This is a genomic window from Planococcus beigongshangi, from assembly GCF_016820495.1.
Classification (GTDB): Bacteria; Bacillota; Bacilli; order Bacillales_A; family Planococcaceae; genus Planococcus; species Planococcus beigongshangi.
In genome coordinates this window covers 36,515-53,437 of sequence record NZ_JADHDU010000007.1, presented here as the reverse complement: position 1 = coordinate 53,437, position 16,923 = coordinate 36,515, and the positions used below count along the sequence as shown (strand labels likewise).

General features: G+C 47.2%; 17 protein-coding genes and 1 pseudogene. 10 read left to right on the top strand and 8 right to left on the bottom strand.

Going from position 1 to position 16,923, the window contains the following annotated elements:
• Window positions 1-183 precede the first annotated feature (183 nt).
• Window positions 184-366: pseudogene (locus tag IQ294_RS13760) on the bottom strand (amidase); the annotation flags it as partial.
• On the opposite strand from IQ294_RS13760, the gene IQ294_RS13755 reads away from it, so the two are divergent.
• Window positions 357-848, top strand: a complete 492-nt coding sequence (locus IQ294_RS13755) for an MFS transporter (protein ID WP_203334628.1) — start codon at window positions 357-359, stop codon at window positions 846-848. The pseudogene IQ294_RS13760 and the gene IQ294_RS13755 sit on opposite strands and share 10 nt — an antisense overlap.
• 169 nt (window positions 849-1,017) lie before the next feature.
• Here the strand turns inward: IQ294_RS13755 and IQ294_RS13750 are convergent, their stop codons facing one another.
• The 4 genes from IQ294_RS13750 to IQ294_RS13735 form a co-directional block, all read right to left on the bottom strand.
• Complete coding sequence (locus IQ294_RS13750; protein WP_203334627.1) at window positions 1,018-1,938, bottom strand: hypothetical protein; 921 nt, start codon at window positions 1,936-1,938, stop codon at window positions 1,018-1,020.
• A 59-nt stretch (window positions 1,939-1,997) separates the two neighbouring features.
• Entirely contained in the window at window positions 1,998-3,224 is a 1,227-nt protein-coding gene (locus tag IQ294_RS13745) for a glycosyltransferase family 2 protein (RefSeq protein ID WP_203334626.1), read from the bottom strand.
• Window positions 3,224-3,982: a hypothetical protein gene (locus IQ294_RS13740; protein ID WP_203334625.1), complete on the bottom strand. Its 759-nt coding sequence runs from the start codon at window positions 3,980-3,982 to the stop codon at window positions 3,224-3,226. Before IQ294_RS13740 ends, IQ294_RS13745 begins: the two co-directional genes overlap by 1 nt.
• A 175-nt stretch (window positions 3,983-4,157) precedes the next feature.
• Window positions 4,158-4,874: a hypothetical protein gene (locus IQ294_RS13735; protein ID WP_238942847.1), complete on the bottom strand. Its 717-nt coding sequence runs from the start codon at window positions 4,872-4,874 to the stop codon at window positions 4,158-4,160.
• 250 nt (window positions 4,875-5,124) lie between these two features.
• Here IQ294_RS13735 and IQ294_RS13730 point away from each other — a divergent pair, with 250 nt between their 5' ends.
• The 3 genes from IQ294_RS13730 to IQ294_RS13720 all read left to right on the top strand — a co-directional run bounded on the left by IQ294_RS13730 (window position 5,125) and on the right by IQ294_RS13720 (window position 7,751).
• Window positions 5,125-6,060: a LytTR family DNA-binding domain-containing protein gene (locus tag IQ294_RS13730; protein WP_203334624.1), complete on the top strand. Its 936-nt coding sequence runs from the start codon at window positions 5,125-5,127 to the stop codon at window positions 6,058-6,060.
• Between the two features lie 138 nt (window positions 6,061-6,198).
• The gene (locus IQ294_RS13725) at window positions 6,199-7,044 is read left to right on the top strand and encodes an ABC transporter ATP-binding protein (protein WP_203334623.1); all 846 of its coding nucleotides are present in this window, start codon (window positions 6,199-6,201) and stop codon (window positions 7,042-7,044) included.
• Window positions 7,041-7,751, top strand: a complete 711-nt coding sequence (locus IQ294_RS13720; RefSeq protein ID WP_203334622.1) for an ABC transporter permease — start codon at window positions 7,041-7,043, stop codon at window positions 7,749-7,751. Before IQ294_RS13725 ends, IQ294_RS13720 begins: the two co-directional genes overlap by 4 nt.
• A gap of 76 nt (window positions 7,752-7,827) precedes the next feature.
• Here IQ294_RS13720 and IQ294_RS13715 read toward each other — a convergent pair whose 3' ends face one another.
• Entirely contained in the window at window positions 7,828-8,847 is a 1,020-nt protein-coding gene (locus IQ294_RS13715) for a sensor histidine kinase (protein WP_238942846.1), read from the bottom strand.
• Between IQ294_RS13715 and IQ294_RS13710 the strand changes: the two genes are divergently transcribed.
• From IQ294_RS13710 to IQ294_RS13700, 3 genes are all read left to right on the top strand, one after another.
• Complete coding sequence (locus tag IQ294_RS13710) at window positions 8,847-9,341, top strand: ABC transporter permease (protein ID WP_238942852.1); 495 nt, start codon at window positions 8,847-8,849, stop codon at window positions 9,339-9,341. The genes IQ294_RS13715 and IQ294_RS13710 overlap by 1 nt on opposite strands.
• Complete coding sequence (locus tag IQ294_RS13705) at window positions 9,342-10,019, top strand: ABC transporter ATP-binding protein (RefSeq protein ID WP_203334621.1); 678 nt, start codon at window positions 9,342-9,344, stop codon at window positions 10,017-10,019.
• Window positions 10,020-10,146: 127 nt separating this feature from the next.
• A complete protein-coding gene (locus tag IQ294_RS13700; RefSeq protein ID WP_203334620.1) occupies window positions 10,147-10,941 on the top strand; it encodes a hypothetical protein in 795 nt (264 codons plus the stop codon).
• A gap of 221 nt (window positions 10,942-11,162) precedes the next feature.
• On the opposite strand, the gene IQ294_RS13695 is transcribed toward IQ294_RS13700, so the two are convergent.
• Entirely contained in the window at window positions 11,163-12,212 is a 1,050-nt protein-coding gene (locus IQ294_RS13695; protein ID WP_203334619.1) for an FUSC family protein, read from the bottom strand.
• A gap of 306 nt (window positions 12,213-12,518) precedes the next feature.
• On the opposite strand from IQ294_RS13695, the gene IQ294_RS13690 reads away from it, so the two are divergent.
• From IQ294_RS13690 to IQ294_RS13680, 3 genes are all read left to right on the top strand, one after another.
• Window positions 12,519-13,910, top strand: coding sequence for a YfcC family protein (locus tag IQ294_RS13690; protein WP_432419963.1), 1,392 nt, complete (start codon window positions 12,519-12,521; stop codon window positions 13,908-13,910).
• Between the two features lie 28 nt (window positions 13,911-13,938).
• Complete coding sequence (locus IQ294_RS13685) at window positions 13,939-15,063, top strand: M20 family metallopeptidase (RefSeq protein WP_203334617.1); 1,125 nt, start codon at window positions 13,939-13,941, stop codon at window positions 15,061-15,063.
• A gap of 165 nt (window positions 15,064-15,228) precedes the next feature.
• Window positions 15,229-15,543, top strand: coding sequence for a heme oxygenase (locus IQ294_RS13680; RefSeq protein ID WP_203334616.1), 315 nt, complete (start codon window positions 15,229-15,231; stop codon window positions 15,541-15,543).
• Between the two features lie 81 nt (window positions 15,544-15,624).
• Here IQ294_RS13680 and IQ294_RS13675 read toward each other — a convergent pair whose 3' ends face one another.
• Window positions 15,625-16,863 (bottom strand): dicarboxylate/amino acid:cation symporter, encoded by a 1,239-nt coding sequence (locus IQ294_RS13675; protein WP_203334615.1) that lies wholly within the window; start codon window positions 16,861-16,863, stop codon window positions 15,625-15,627.
• Window positions 16,864-16,923 lie beyond the last annotated feature (60 nt).

Sequence of the window (16,923 nt, the reverse complement as noted above, 5' to 3'; positions counted from 1 at the left end):
GTTGGGCGGATATCCGTCGATGAGCGATTATATCCGCCGTCAAAAAAATATATCCGCGCTCAGCAATCTGCTCAGCCTAAATCACGTCCTGAGGGCAATAAAGGAAAGCGATCTTCAGGCAGAGAAAAAATCGTATCCGGAAATCTGCATGATTTCCGGATACGATTTTTTTATTGGCATAACTCAGCAATAAGATTCCAGGTCCGGCGCCTTGCGTTTTCGGGTCGCCTGTTCATATGAATACGCCAGTTCGATCAGACGGGGTTCGCTGAAAGCCTGCGCACTGAACGTGATGCCAACAGGATGGCCATTGCCCGTGTAGCCCGCCGGAACGGTGATGGACGGGTAGCCCGCTTTTGCCGGTAACAGGCAAAATATATGACCGGGTCGGTGCGAAACCGCTGTTCATCGTCGGCTTATTATTCATCATTCCATCGATGTATGTCATCACCGATCTGTCTGCAGAAACAACGTACCAGTTTTTATTGATCCGGACGATTTTCCTGCGCATCGGCTTAAGCTGCATCTCGATGCCATTGAATACTGCGGGGCTGAATGCGCTGCCGAAGCAGCTGATCACCCACGGGACAGCTGTCAACAATACGGTGCGACAACTTTCCGGTTCCATCGGTACGGCGGTTGTCATCACCGTTTTCAGTATGCAGACTATGAAGCGGGCAGGGGAACTCGGTGCTGAGATGCCTGAAGCTTCGAGCGCATCGATTCTTCAATTGGCTACAGCTTACGGTACAGGGACCGCTTATTATTTCATGATGATATTGGCCATTGCGGCGCTCATTCTGTCGTTCTTCTATTCGGGGAAAAATAAGGTTGAAGCGGTAAAATAGATAAGAAATAAGTTCGAAATTCAAAACCACACTCAAGTGTTATCGGGATGTGGTTTTTTCAGGAATACAAAAAGCTCACCCTGGAGGTGAGCTTTTTGCTGTTTATATTAAATGCATAGCTGCAGCGGATACATCGGCATATCGGCTGCATTCTTTTCATTCTAATAAGTTATTCGGAAATTATCCGGCTTCCGGAGGATTGGGATTTTGCCAGCATCAATTCGTAATGGATAAAGTCGAAAAAATGCGCATTGTCCAGTATCCCATTGTTCGCAAGCTGCTGTGTGTGCTCTAGGACTTCAGCTGCGAGTCGCTGTTCTCCAACTTGTATGAAATAAGCATGCAAATAGGAATAGACAGCGAGCGATTCGTACTCGACATTGGGCTTGAAAGATTCCCGGTCGTATCGCCCGTACAGTTTTTGTTCGCTGTCCCATTGTTCTTTGAGCCACTTCAGGAGAACTTCCGAATGGAATCCTCTGATTTCCCGATTCAAAGCGATGAGCAATTGGTCAATCATATGGACTTCATCACCCTGGATATACTGCCCAGATGTGACGTCATAGTATTCTGGAAAAAACACCTGGGAAGCGTCGAGTTGTTCCAATAATACTGCAGATGTCTCTGCAATAATTTCACTGTCGACCAAATAGCTGAGTGTCAGGCGATTGGCAGGAATGTCCATTGACCAATCATAAAAATCAACAATAGCATCATCTTGTTTCTGTAAACTGGATATCGCCAAACTCAGTTGGGATGCCATTTTCTCGTATTCGGGATCGCCGAATGTTTCAGCGGCCTGCTGCAGGGCGGAAATGATGCGAATATCGTCAATCAGCGCATTGACTGTTGCATTTTCGTTCAAGCGCCAGCGGAGGAAGTAAAATTCTTCATCCTGCACAAGAAAGTGCTCTTTCAATAATAATACCTGCTCTGCAAAGGTCTTTTCATCTTCCACAATCAATAAATATTCCATATACAAGCCGATGCTTTCGGATAAATATTCGGAATTCCGATTCGAGGGATAAGCATGGATCAGGCTCTCGTCGTCCATATAACTTTCAGCAACCATTACTTGAACAGACTCCATTTCACTGCATCCCCCTAAAAGGAGCAGGAACAACGAAAGCAACATGATTTCCGTTCTCATCATCCTATCCCTTTAAATCGTTTTGTTTTGTCCCAAGCAATCGTTTTTCCGCGTATGCGGCTCCATATATAAACGGTGAAGCTCCGAATAAGCAGAATGATGAAGAGTTGCGCATAGGTGAAATACATAATGAAAACAAAAAACACATTCTTTAAAGAAACGTTCCGATCAACGACAAGCGCGCTTAATAATTGGCTCGTGTAAACGATATAACTCATAAACCACAGCATCAATAATGGCGCATCCATGTTGGGGAGCTCGAAACCTGCGAGACTCATAATGAAAAAAACATCGGAAAAGAGAAGGACTAGGACGAAAACAAGGTAAGTCAGAACATGCTGGAGGCTGAGGAAAAATGTTTTCCCTTTCCAATGCGACAGGTCCATCAATGATTTTTCAAGCAGATAGATATTGCCAGTCAGCCAGCGCGTACGTTGTTTAATGAAAGTTTTTACGCGTTCCGGCTCCTGTTCCCAAGTTCGGGAAGAAGGAACTACAGGAAGGGTATAACCTTCAGCTGTCAGACGAACTGTCAACTCAGCATCTTCCGCCAGTGCAAATACATCGTAACCGCCGAGCTGTTCCAGCACTGAACGTTTCAGCAGCATATTCGTCCCGGCCAGTGACCCGAGTTTAAATACCTTCCAGCGCCCGCATTGCATAAGAAGCTGAAACACCTGGAATTCCAGAGCAATCATCCGAGTCAATGTATTGGTATGGGCATTTTTCGTTTTGACATAACCGACCGCACCAGCTGCATCTTTTTCAGCCAAAGCCGCTCTCACCAATTTATCTACTGCATCAGGTTCCGGCTCGTTGTCGGCATCGAAGACAATAAAATAATCCGATTCGGAAATACTCAATCCGTAATTCAGCACACGGGATTTTCCGGAAGGCGAACCCGGTGGAACAGGAATATAATGGATCCGCGAGAAAACTTCAGCGAATTCTTGCGCGATCGCTGCTGTTTCATCCTTCGAATTGTCATCCAGCAAATAGACATCGAGTTTTCCTTTATAGTCAAGCCGTCCCATTGCACGGAGCGTATCTTCGATGACAATTCCTTCATTGTGAGCGGGAATCAGTAAGGCGACGCTCGGGTAGCTGCCAGGTTTCGGCGCATCCTTGAATGTAATCCGATACCATACGCCAGAGATTGTCAGGGCCGAGTAGAAAATAAGCAACAACCAGAAAAAAACCATAATGATCATTATCAAGGAAGTCATCAGTTTTTCCCCGACAAACTTACTAGGTGATCTTCATCAACTACGCGTTCTTTTCTTATAGTATATGGAAGCTCGACAAGATTCAGTTCAGCACGGACTCTTTCGCTGAAGCGTTCCAAGACTTTCTGTACCCCGGCGGCTTCTGTGTTTTTCAATAAGAGGTGAATGGTTCCGGAATTGCTCGTGATCAAGTCGAACTTCTGGCGTATTGTCTGGAGAGCCAGCTTTTCAAAGGTCTCCTGCATGTTTAATTTCAGCCGTTTGTTCCGATCAAGAAGCAAGATTTCTACGAACCATACTTCTTCTTGATTACGTGCACTAGAATTCATGAGCCACTGTGCTTGGTCGAAGAACTCCCGTTGAGTCAGCAGTTTAGTGGTGCCATTGTATTTTTGCAGTAATTGCACCTGCTGTTTCAGCTCTGAATTTTCATAACTGACTTTTTTGACGGAGTTCATCAAAATCCAATACAGCAGTAGGAAACCTGTCAGCAAAAGATGCTCATACATATATAATAGTTGAACATCTGAATTCTGCTGCCGGGTAAAGGCGTAGACGGTAAGAAAGCCCCCGAATAAGAGAGAGGCCGTAACGGCATACAGAAAAACGAAGCGTTCATGGATGATGACCATAATAATAGTAGAAACAGCACAGATAACCAGGGATACGGATTGGAAAGGCGCATTCCAGTAGAGCATGGCCCAGCCAGTTGTGAGAATCGCTAAAATAAGCGATCCGAACAATAAATTATTTTTCATTTTATCTCACCCTTACTATAATAATGCGATTGAATACGTTCTTATGTACTATACTTTTGGATGGATAGAGTAAACAAGTGTGGATAGACGGATAATAAATTTAATAATAAATAGTCTAAAGTCACTTATGAAACCGACCATAACAAAGCCCGCGCAGCTACTGCACGGGCAAGCTCTACTCGATCGATTCCAACGAAGAAGTGACGCTAAACTCTTCTTCGCCTTCTTCCTGTGTGACAAATTCACGTTTCACTTCACCATATCCTTCGACGAAATACCAGGTGTTGGTGGTGGTTTCGGATTCCTGTTTTTCAAGGACGATGGCGTCTTCGAAGGTTTCATAGGGCGTTTCAACCGTTGCGCCCGTTTGGATCACCGTTTTGTCACCGACGGCACCGCCTTCTTCAAGCGGGAATTCCAGGTAAGTGGAGATGGCCTCCAATGCGTCCAGCTCTTCAGTAGCAGGGGCGTAGTCATCATAGAATTCGCCTTCTTCTTTGACGAGATCCACCCGGTCATCAGATATGCGGTATACCCTTAAAAAAGTCGTGCCTCCGTTATCCTCGTAAAGAGCGACATAATCTTCTTCCAGGTATTCCGTGCGAACCGTGAGGGCAGCAAACTCATTGCCGGCTCCTTCGAAATGTGCGGTCGTACCGTCAGCCATGAAAAATGACAGCGGATCAAGGGCCTCGTTGTCCGGCTCTTCTTCAGCAGCTTCTTGATCAGAATCAGCCGGCTCTTCAGGCTGCTCCGTTTCTTCCGGATCTTCTCCCGTTACCGTGTCGGAACCCGGAGGACTCTGCACCGCCGGCTCTTCCAGTTCCTCATTGCCGCAAGCTCCCAACAGCAGTAATAGAACCATGGCACCCGAACTCATTAAAATCTTCATCTTGACACCCCTTTTCTCTTTTTTTTTAGCTTCTTCTGTCTGAAAAACTCTGTTGGTATCTTTTACCCTGTTGGCAGTGTTTTAAGTCAAGCCATCAGTCATATTGCAAGGTTACAGGTGCTTTATTTCCACAAAATAGCCGGGTTTTCCAAAATATCTTTCTTCTCCAAATTCTTCTGTCTCCTGAGCCCGGTTTAGCGATACAATAAATGACAGGAGTTCCATTTTTATTGACATGCAGGAGGCACATATGAATATACAAGCAGTGATTGTAAATGGTCAGAAGATAATTCCATCTTTAGAATTCGATGCGCAAAAACGTAAAGTGGTCGGCATCCAAACGAATGTCCAGCGGAAAAAGATCCTGCTGACCCAATTGGCCGAACACCCGGATACCTATTTATCGACAGTGGATCAGGGCGAATACATGCGTTTGACAGTGGAAGAATTGCTGCGGTTCATGAAAAACATCAGTGGACATGGCAAGCCGGTGGGAGTGATGCTCAAAGAATTTCAGCTTGAGGAGCAGAAAAGGATGAAAATTGCCCATCTGACTTCTTCAAAAAAAGCGTATTTGTCGCAACTTCGCATTTTTTATGCAAAACAGCAGACGATTGTCATTGAAGAGCCGTATTTCCAGCTGGAAGAACAGGAGCGCATGCTGTTTGCCCGGATGCTGCAGGAGTTGTCGGAAGATAAAAGAGTCATCATCATGACCGCTAACCTGGAAGATGCCCTGATCAGCTGTGATGAAATTTACCGCTTGGATGACGCCGGGCTGCATCTGCTGGACATAGCCGAATCGGAGAACGAGCCGCCGGTTCCGGTTGAAATCGAAGAGACAGATTTGAAGGTACAGAAAATTCCGACGAAAAAGAATGATAAAGTGATCCTGTTCAATCCGCCAGAAATCGATTACATAGAAAGCGTCAACAGCATGGCGCTGGTACATGTCGGCGGTGAAACCTATAATTGTGCGCTGACATTGGCGGAATTGGAAGAACGTCTGCAGCATTTCGGATTTTTCCGCTGCCACCGTTCGTATATCGTCAATCTGCAGAAGGTGCGGGAATTGGTGACTTGGACCAAAAACAGCTACAGTCTGCGCCTGACAACGGGTCAGGACTCGATTGTGCCACTATCCAGAACCAAACTTGCTGAACTGAAAAAGTTGCTGAACATATAATTTCCCGGGAAATATTCGGACAAATGGGCGCTTTTGGGGTACAGTTCGGCGATTAAATGGTACATTTTAGCCGGATTCTGCGGTGAGCTTTCCTTTTTCTTTATAAGCTTATGCTATCAACGAAAAGGAGTGGCGCATATGAACACGATTTCCGTCAAAAACATTCAGAAGACATTTGCTGACAACCAGGCATTGAAAGATGTCTCATTTGAAATTCCGAAAGGTGAGATCTTCGGTTTCCTCGGGCCAAGCGGTTCCGGAAAAACGACATTGCTTAAAATATTGACTGCTCAACTGGATCCGACGAGCGGAAGTGCCTCGGTGCTGGACAAGCCGGCTAAAATGATGCAGAAAACAGAACAGAAGAAACGGTTCGGAATCCTCACAGACAACAGCGGTTTATATGAACGCCTTACTATAGAAGAAAACCTGGATATGTTCCGCCGGTTATACGAACTTCCAAAATATTCCATTGAAAAGGTGCTTGATTTCGTCAATTTGAATGCTGACCGCAAGAAGCGGATCAGCGTCTTGTCGAAAGGGATGCGCCAGCGTGTCACTCTGGCCTGTGCCATTATCCATGAGCCCGAAATGCTGTTCTTGGATGAACCGACGTCCGCACTCGATCCGGTGAATACGGCTCATATCCATAAAGGGCTGCGCTACCTGAATGAAAAAGGGACGACGATCTTTTTGACGACGCATGACATGACGGAAGCGGAGACGCTGTGTGAACGGGTGGCGATTCTGCACAAGGGTGAAATCCGGGCCATCGGTGCGCCGGCTGAACTGAAAAAGACACATCGCGACGGCACAATGACTGTAGAGTTGACTTCGGGAGAGAAAGAGCGGCTTTCGATGGACGGCGATTCGGCAGCGCAGGTGGCCAACTGGATGAGCCAGGGTCAGATTGAACGCATCTACACGAATGAGCTCAGTTTGGGCGATATCTTCATTAAACTGACAGGGAGTGAATTGGTATGAACGTATCAGTGAAACGTATACAAGCCATTTTAATCAAAGATTACAAAGAATTTTCGAGAAATTACGCAATTTCAGTGATGATTGTGTTCCCGCTGCTTTTTGCTCTGCTATATCGATCTGAAGGCAGTGATCAAGCCGTGATGTACGCGTTTGTCATGAACTTCTCACTGGCGATGCTCACGAGTTTCGTCCAGGCCTGCCTGATTGCTGAGGAAAAAGAGCGCAATACGCTCCGTTCGCTGATGATGACGCCTGCTTCGATGCTGGACGTATTGATCGGTAAAAGCTCGCTTGTCTTCATCATTTCCGCTGCAGTGCTGGCGATTTCCACCTATCTGTTCGGATTCGATACATCGAATATACTTGTGCTGATCGCAGGACTGGCCCTTTCCATCCTGCTCTACACAGCCATCGGAACCATTTGCGGCCTGTATTCCAAGTCATTGATCGAAGCGTCGCTTGCAGTTTTCCCGGTCTTGATCATTTTCACGATGGGACCATTCGCTTTGGTCTTTGAAGAAGATTACCCGATTGTAAAAGTGCTTAACTATTTGCCGAGCAGCCAGTTGAGTGAATTGATGGTTGCACTGGAAACAGGTGCGGCAACCAGCGAATTGACTTCGCCGCTTGTCATCATCGCCATTTGGACGGTTGCGCTGACGGTGATTTCGTTCGTGCTGTATAAAAAACGATTGAAGGATTATTGAGGTCATATCAATTTCATTTTTCCATGGCAATCAACGCAAAAACCCGCAATGGCATCGACTGCCGCTGCGGGTTTATTTATTGGGCCGGTAATTTCACGATTACTGTCGTTCCTTCTCCCAATTCACTTTCAATGATGAATTCGGCTTCGTGGCGCCGGATGATTTCCCCTACGATGGCAAGGCCGAGGCCGCTGCTTTGATTTGAGCGGGAAGGATCCACGCGGTAAAAGCGTTCCTGCACTTTCTGGAGTGCATCTGCCGGAATGCCGATTCCCCGGTCACGGATCGTTACAACGACAGAATCCGATCCGGCATCGCGCGCGCAAGTCACGATGATTTTGCCTTTTGGCTCACTGTAGCGGATCGCATTCGACAATAGATTGTCCCACACCTGCTCCATCAGATACTGATCCGCATAGATTTCGATCGGTTCGAGTTCATAAACGAGCTCCATTTGCTTGTCGTCAAGGATCCAGCGTTTGGCGAACAGCAGCTCTTTCAGCTGCTGATCAAGTGAAAAACGTGTCTTTTCGATCGGCAGATTCTTTTGGTCCAGGGAGCTCAGCAGCAGCAATTGTTTGGTCAAGGCAGACAGCCGCTTCGTTTCCTGTTCGATGACTTCGAGATAGTGGATGCGTTCTTCTTCTGTATTGTCCGCATCTTTCAACACAGTGGCATAGCCCTGGATATTGAGCAGAGGGGACTGGAAATCGTGCGACACATTATTGATGAAGTCTTTTTTGAGTTGATCATTTTCCGCGAGAAGCTGTGCCATTTCCTTGAACCGGGTACCAAGCTGGCCAAGTTCGTCATTGCGCTTGATATTCAACTCGATATCGAAATTCTCCTGGGCAATCTGCTCGGTCGCGAGCTGTAATTGCTTGAGCGGTATTTCGAGCTGGCGGGCAAGGAAGAACATCGCGATGAAGATGATGATGGTGCTGATCAGCAGGAAACCGACGATCAAATAATGCATTTCTGTAAACGCAGTGTCATTATTGAGTCGCATAAAGAGGGCGTAGTCCTGATTTTCGATCTGCAGCGGGACGCCAATGAGCGCCAGGCTCGGACAATGGCCTGGAAAACCCGGTGACAATGATTGCACTGCAAGGTGATTCAATCGAAAGCGAAGAGATCAACAGCAATTACGATGCAGTCGAAACGTTCATGAAATCAGAAGCCGTGATGGGGATGCCGGGATATAAGGAAGAAAGTGCAACAATCTATATGATGCTTGCCTTCCTGTTCGTCATTTCAGCCGTCATCATTGCTGTGTTCTTCTATGTATTCATTCTACAGAAAACACCACAGTTCGGTGTCATGAAAGCGATCGGCGCGTCTGACCGTTTCATCAAAAATTCAATCGTTTCACAAGTATTTGTCTTGTCATTGGTGAGCATCATTGCGGGTATCGCATTGACCTATCTGACAGCACTAGTTTTCCCGGAAGGTATGCCATTTAACCTGGACTTTAAAATGGTCTTGATCTATGGGGCGATTCTGTTGATCGTCTCTGTGCTGGGTTCTGTCATTTCAGCTCGTCAAGTGACGAAAATCGATCCATTAACAGCAATTGGGAGAGTGGAATAAATGACAGGTTTGACTTTAAAAAATGTTACGAAATCATTTAAAGAAGGCGACTTGACAGTAGATGCGCTGAAAAATGTTTCATTGACTGTGAAGCCCGGCGATTTCATCGCGATTATCGGCCCCTCAGGATCCGGTAAAAGTACGCTGCTGTCAATCGCAGGTGCGCTTCTCCAGCCAACTTCGGGTGAAGTGCTGGTGAATGGTACGAATATCGGCGAAATGAAAGAAAAAGATCTTTCATCATTCCGTCTGACAGACATCGGCTTCATCTTGCAGACCGCCAACCTGATTCCTTATTTAAACGTATTGGATCAATTATTGCTGGTGCGTAAGATGAAGGGCAAAGTCACTTCCAAGGAAGTCGGATTTGCAAAAACTTTGCTGACCGATTTGGGTCTGGGGCAGAAATTCAATAAATTCCCGAATGAATTATCCGGTGGTGAACGCCAGCGTGTGGCGATTGCCCGCGCATTCGTCAACAATTCCAACATCATTCTGGCGGATGAGCCGACAGCAAGCCTGGATTCAAACCGCGCATTTGAAGTCGTTAAACAAATTCGCAAAGAAGTGAAAGACCGCAACAAAGCGGCTGTCATGGTAACGCACGATGAACGCATGCTCGAGTTCTGCGATAAAGTATATCGTATGGAAGACGGCGTGTTGACGCTGGAAAGCTGAAACTGAACACAAGCACATCCGCAGAAAAGTTGCGGGTGTGCTTTTTGTTGAAATTTTCATCTGGAAATTTTGAATCTTTTTGGACCGTGTCCCGTATAATATAAGCGATAACGAAAGGTTGGATTTTATGGGCTACACGGCATTTATTATTCTTATTTTTATCGTTCCATACCTTTGGCTGCTTGTTTCTTTACTGAATATAAAAAGCGCCAAGGCAGGGAAGAAACAATGGAAATTGGCGCTTGCTGTTTTTCTGGCAATGGTTGTTGGCAGTTTCCTCGTCAATTATTATCTTTCCGATACATATGAACTTTCATTTTTCCAGAACGGCACGGAAACCATTATTGCCCTGATTCTTGCGGGTGTGCTGCTGGTGGTTGTGGCCATCATCAATATTGTAGTGGGTGTCCTTTTTAAAAACGCCCCAAAATCCGTGCATAATCCGAAAATGGTTTGGCTGCTCGCCGTTGGACTCGGCGGAACCATGCTATTTTTCACGGCATGGGTTTACCCATTTGCGGAAAAAGCTTCTTATATCAATAAAATCGAAACAGCTTTGGCTGCAGCGGAAGAGAAACAGGACAACGAAGATATAACGGTGGTGTTCATGGGTTCTGAAAAGAAATGCATGAGGCCCACTTCATCGAATTGCCATTCAATCCCTTATAGCAATACGTTTTTCGTCAAGAATAATATGGATGCGAAAAAAGAGGTCCAACTGCAAATCCGCGTACAGGATAGGCAACAGAATGAGCTGAAGACAGTGGATTCGGATGTCATGACGCTGGAGGCAGGCGAATTGAAACTGGTGGAGACGGCAGAAACGTCTGACAAGTCGAGCATTTGGAGCCGTTCTTCATTTGAAACCGACGTCCGCACCTACAGTGCTGATTGGCAGTATCATTATCGTGACGTAAAATAGGAAATCCGTCTTCATTCAGATAAAACCAACGAAATTCTAAAGGACAAAAGCCCCGCTGAAAGATTCAGCGGGGCTTTTTCGGTTGAAAGTAAGCTAGGATGAGCGGATATCCGCCATTGGAGGATATCCGCGTTCAGGAGAATATATCCGCCGTTGAGAAATTATATCCGCGTTCAGGAGAATATATCCGTGTTCAAAAAATTATATCCGCGTTCAGCGGATCACGCCTCCGACTTCTGCGCAGCTTTCACGCTATTCGGATCGAAGAAATTATCCACCAGATCGTAAATGGTGATGAGTTCGTAAAGGATCCTGAATTCGGGCGGAAACAGGGTGGGGTGGACGGCATCGCTGGTCGTGATGCCTTTGCTGTCTTCCCAGAAGAAGTCGGTGATGATTTTTAATTGGCGCTGATGGGTTTCATGATCGTAGGCAACGGAATTCTGAAGATCGTCTGCCAATTCAGCCACAGCCTGCATGATGATGTTGCGCTCGGCTTGTGACCACTTCAGGTTATGGAGCGGGATACGGAGCAGGGCATCCAGGTGAAATTCGAGATTATGTAAAAAGAGCAGCTGCCTTTCGGCCATCAGAAGTTCGGCTTCCCGTTTCCGCACCTTTGAATACAGACTGAACTCATCCCGCTGATAATGGATCAGGTTTTCGGTCTTTTGGATTTCCGTCGTGAGCTGCTTCACAAGTTCACGGCCTTCGCGAAGGTCTGCATCGCCTTCGAAGAGCACCGTATGGAAAGTGTGTTCGAGCATCGTGCCTGCGCGTTCACTGATGCTGCGGATACTTTTCAGGATATCGCGCCGGTAATCCGGCGGGAAGATGAGCATGTTCACAGCAGTGGAGACGACGAGGCCGATGGTTGTCGTGCCCAGGCGGATGAAAAATGAAACCAGGAAATGGTCATGGATGACTTCGACCATCGCAACGGCAGTCAATGTAGCAACGAGGAGCCCTGCATGCAGCTTAAGTTTATAACAGACTAAAATCGTAGCTACCGCCGCCAATGTGTATGTAATCGGCGAATTGCCGAATAAGGTGATAAAGAGAACCGCGAATGCTGAACCGATAGCGGATGCCGGAAAACGGACCAGGCCTTTTTTGATGGAATCGCTGACGGTGGGCTCGATCGTCACGATAGCTGTGATGACCGCAAAGACGGGTGGCCAGCCGAACCAGAGACAGATCGAAGCGGTTAGGAAGATGGCTAAACCGGTTTTCAGGATCCGGCTGCCGTTAAAGTGAAAAGATCGGAACATACTTGCGCCACAGTCTCCCTTCTGCTGATATTTTTGTGTAATTCAGTATAGCACCCATTTTCTTCGGAATTCTATAAAAATATGAGTGGAGCTGAAAAAAATGGATGGGAAGACAGCATTACCGAGGCAATTAAAGGAATAAAGGCACCTGCAAAAAAGAAGACTGGAAAGAAAAAGAATTTGTAATCAGATTATTATAAGAATACAGAAAATGTTAATTGACAGTAAATTTTGTAATTGCTACGATTGTTATCGAACTATAATAATGAAAAAGAAATCGGAAGATCCGATGAGGAGGATATGGATGTGGACACGGTAAAGAAAAAGCGTTTTGAAATGCCGGATGCGTTTGTCATCATTTTCGCGATTCTATTGCTGGCGGTATTATTGACATATGTCGTGCCGGCCGGTGAGTTCCAGCGGGAAGAAGTGGATGGACGCAGTATTGTAATCAGTGGTACATACGAACGGATCGAAAATCAGCCGGCTTCGATATTGACGACGTTCACATCGATTCAGCAAGGGCTGGTCGACTCAGCACCGATCATTTTCATGGTGTTGATCATCGGCGGTGCAGTCGGGGTCATTGATCATACAGGTGCCATCAATTCAGGCGTCAACGCCTTGATTGGCAGAGCTAAAAACCAGAAATATATCTTAGTTGCAGCATTTATCATGATTTTTGCGGTGATGGATTTTATCGGCATCAGCGGAAATGCCATCATTGCTTTTATACCGATCGGAATCATTCTTGCGCGGGCATTGAAGCTGGATCCGATTATCGGGGTGGCGATGGTGTACCTCGGCCAGTATGTCGGAGTGGCGACGGGTACGTTTGACCCGGTCATCACCGGACTTGCCCAGTCCATCGCGGAACTGCCGCTGTTTTCCGGCTGGCATCTCCGGCTGATCGCATTCTTTATGCTTTTGGTGATTACGATGACTTATATCCTGCTCTATGTAAAGCGTGTCAGTAAAGACCCGTCGAAGAGCATCGTCAAATTCTCGGATACGGACGGCCTGGATGAGCAGAAAGTGGAAGAGTTCGGACCGTTTACCGGCCGCCATAAATTGGTGCTGCTGACGTCTCTTGCGTTCATGGCTTTCTTTATCTATGGTGTATTCCAATTTGAATGGAGCACAAACGAGCTTGCTGGAATCTTCATCATGATGTCGATCGCAGCAGCGATTGTCGGCCGTTTCCGGATGAACGAATACGTGGAAGTTTTCATCAAAGGCGCACAGGGCATCGTTTACGGAGCGCTGGTCATCGGACTGGCAAGAGCCGTTGTCATTGTTCTGGAAAACGGCAAAGTACTTGATACACTCGTCAATGCCGCTTTCACACCGATGGCCGAATTGCCGCTGTTCCTGGCAGCACAGGCAATGTTCATCTTCAACTTACTGTTCAATCTTATCGTCACTTCAGGCACAGGACAGGCTGCAATCGTCATGCCGTTCATGGTGCCATTGGCAGATATGCTTGATATTTCAAGACAGACGGCTGTTCTTGCATTCAAACTTGGTGATGGAACGACGAATATCATTGCACCGACTTCCGGGATCCTGATGGCTGTTCTGGCTGTCGGTAAAATTCCGTATTCGAAATGGTTCAAATTCGTGCTGCCGCTTGTGGGGCTGTGGGTGGTTGTCGGGATCATCATGATCGGCATCGCCGTTGTCACAGGCTACCAATGATCGAGACAACGAAAAGGGGGCGTCTTTATTGGATAACTTACTGAAGTATATGGAAGAACATCAAAAAGAACTGCTCGAAGATATTCGCCGGATCGTTGAAAGTGATTCACCTTCACTCAATAAAGAATTGACGGATCTCTGCGGAGAGCGCATCTCCGATTTATTGGAACAGCGTCTCGGTCAGCGTCCGGAAGTGATTCCGGAAAAAGCATATGGTGATCATCTGAAGCTGGAGTTCGGTGAAGGGGAGGAGCGCATCCTCATCCTTTCACATTTCGATACAGTATGGGAACCGGATGAACTGGTTTATAAAGTGGAAGGCGATCTTGCGTATGGTCCTGGCATCCTTGATATGAAAGGCGGTCTGGTCCAGGCGATCTGGGCGCTGAAAGCAATCAGGGACCTGGACCTCCCGCTGCAGAAGAAAATCGTCTTCCTGTTCACCAGCGAGGAAGAAGTCAGCAGTCCGGTCTCGCGGCACCTGATCCAAAGGGAGGCGGAAGGGTGCAGCTATGCGCTCGTAACGGAACCGCCTGTTGTTGGCAGCGGGGCACTGAAGACTGCGCGTAAAGGCTCTGCCCGTTATATGATCCGGTTTACTGGAAAATCTGCACATGCCGGCAACAACCATCACGAAGGAGCAAGTGCGATCCGCGCCGCTTCCCGGGCAGTCGAATATCTCGAGTTGCAGACCGATTACGAACTCGGCACGACAGTTAACGTCGGTTTGTTCAAAGGCGGCGGCAAATTGAATGTCGTATCGGACCGGGCGGAAATTGGCGTGGACGTCCGCGTTTCCACCAATGCGGAGCTGGAACGCATCGATGCTTTGATCAAGGCGCTCGAGCCGTTTCTGGAAGGTACGGAATTAACGGTGGAGGGCGGCATCTCGCGTCCGCCGATGGAGCGTACGGAACAAACCGCGCGTTTGTTCGAATTGGCGCAGGCAGCCGGCAAGGAAATCGGACTCGAGCTGACCGAAGAATCGGTCGGCGGCGGCAGTGACGGCAATCTGACGGCAGCGATGGGCATTCCGACACTTGACGGCCTGGGCGCATACGGCCTCGGCATTCACGCACGCAACGAACAGATCACCATTTCAGAGCTGCCGAAACGTGCAGCCCTGTTTGCGAAACTTCTTGTGAGCCTCTAACAGGATCAGCGGACAAAGTGTATTCACTTTGCCCGCTGATTTTTGATTTATGTAAAATCGTACAATTCCGTGTCGCGGCTTCCCTGAAATTGCAAACTGCTGTCCAAGAGGATTAGAATTAGGTGACAGAGTTTTTCAGTATCAGATAAAGAGGAGGAATTATTCATGATTACAGTAACGAACCGCATTCAGGTGAAAAAAGGTTTCGGCATGAAAATGGCACCTGCATTTATCAAGAACGAAGGTCTATTTGAATTTGACGGCTTTGAAAAAGTGGAAGTGAATGTTTCTACACAGCACGAAGATTACGATGAAATGCAAGTGATGATGTACTGGAATTCCAAAGAGCAATTTGATGTATGGCGCAACTCCGATGACTTCAAGAACTCACATAAACGCGATGGCGGCGGCGAAGGTGAATCGCCGGTCATCAAGAGCGAATTGATCGTTGCTGAAGTGGCGGCTGTTTTATCCAAATAAATGAAAAATAAGACCTGCATCCGTTTTCCGGATGCAGGTCTTATTTTTTTGGGCACTTAATGAGTCTCTTCTATCTGACTGTTAAGCTTTTTCCATCTTCAATTCCCGTTTTTTCTCCGTTTCCGCTACATATAAAGCGCATGCGGCGTCGCCGGAAATGTTGATCGCAGTCCGCGACATATCGAGGAGACGGTCAATCCCGATGACTAGACCGATTCCTGCGACCGGCAAGTTGACGCTGCTGAGCACCATCGCGAGCATGATGAGGCCGACGCCAGGAACTCCGGCGGTGCCGATGCTGGCAAGGACGGCAGTCAATACGACCGTGGCCAGTTCCGCGGTTGTGAGTTCAAGCCCGTAAGCCTGTGCGATGAATAATGTCGCGACACCTTGCATGATGGCGGTGCCGTCCATATTGATCGTCGCTCCGAGCGGCTGGACGAATGATGAGATCGGTTTCGGGACATTCAATTTGTTCTGGGCGATATCCATCGATACCGGCAAAGTACCGGTACTGCTCGATGTACTGAATGCGACAGTCATCGCAGGGAAAAATTCCTTAAAGAACCAAACCGGGCTTTTCTTCGCCAGGAAAAAGACGGTTCCGCCATATGTGACAACGGCATGGATCAGCAATGCGGCTAAAATGACGAGCATATAGGAGCCCATCGCCTGCATCGCAGAAAGCCCTTGACTGCCGACCGCCGTGGCAATCAAACCGAAAGTGCCGTATGGGGCAAATTTCATGACGAGGCCGACAAGGTACATCATGATTTCGTTGCCCTGCTCGACAAGGTTCAAAATGCCTTTCGTCTTTTCGCCGAGAGTGGTCAGCGCCAAGCCGATAAAGACGGCAAAGACGATGATTTGCAGCATATTGCCTTCCATCATCGCAGCGAGGGGATTTTTCGGAATGATATTCATCAGCGTCTGGGCGATCGAAGGCGCTTCTTCAGCTTCAAAAGTGGCTGCTTCCAAATCGAAATCGCCCGCAAGTCCCGGCTGCACCACGGCTGCCAGTGACAGCGCGATTAAAATGGCTATCGTTGTCGTCAATAAAAAATATGTAATGGTCTTAATGCCCATTCTCCCCAGTTTGGCAGGGTCGCCAAGACCGGCAACACCAAGAACAAGAGACAGAAATACAAGCGGCACGACGAGCATGCTGATCAACGCAAGGAATATCTGGCCGAGCGGCACAAACAGATAGGGATTCACTATATTAAAAACGTCGGGTGCATATAAATTCAGTAAGAGACCTGCAACAGCACCCAGAAGGAGTGCAGTGATCACTTTAAATGTTAAACCTCTTTTTTTCATCTTATCGATAACCTTCTCTCTCTACTTAAATTGAAAAACAGATAAATTTCAGTTTAACTG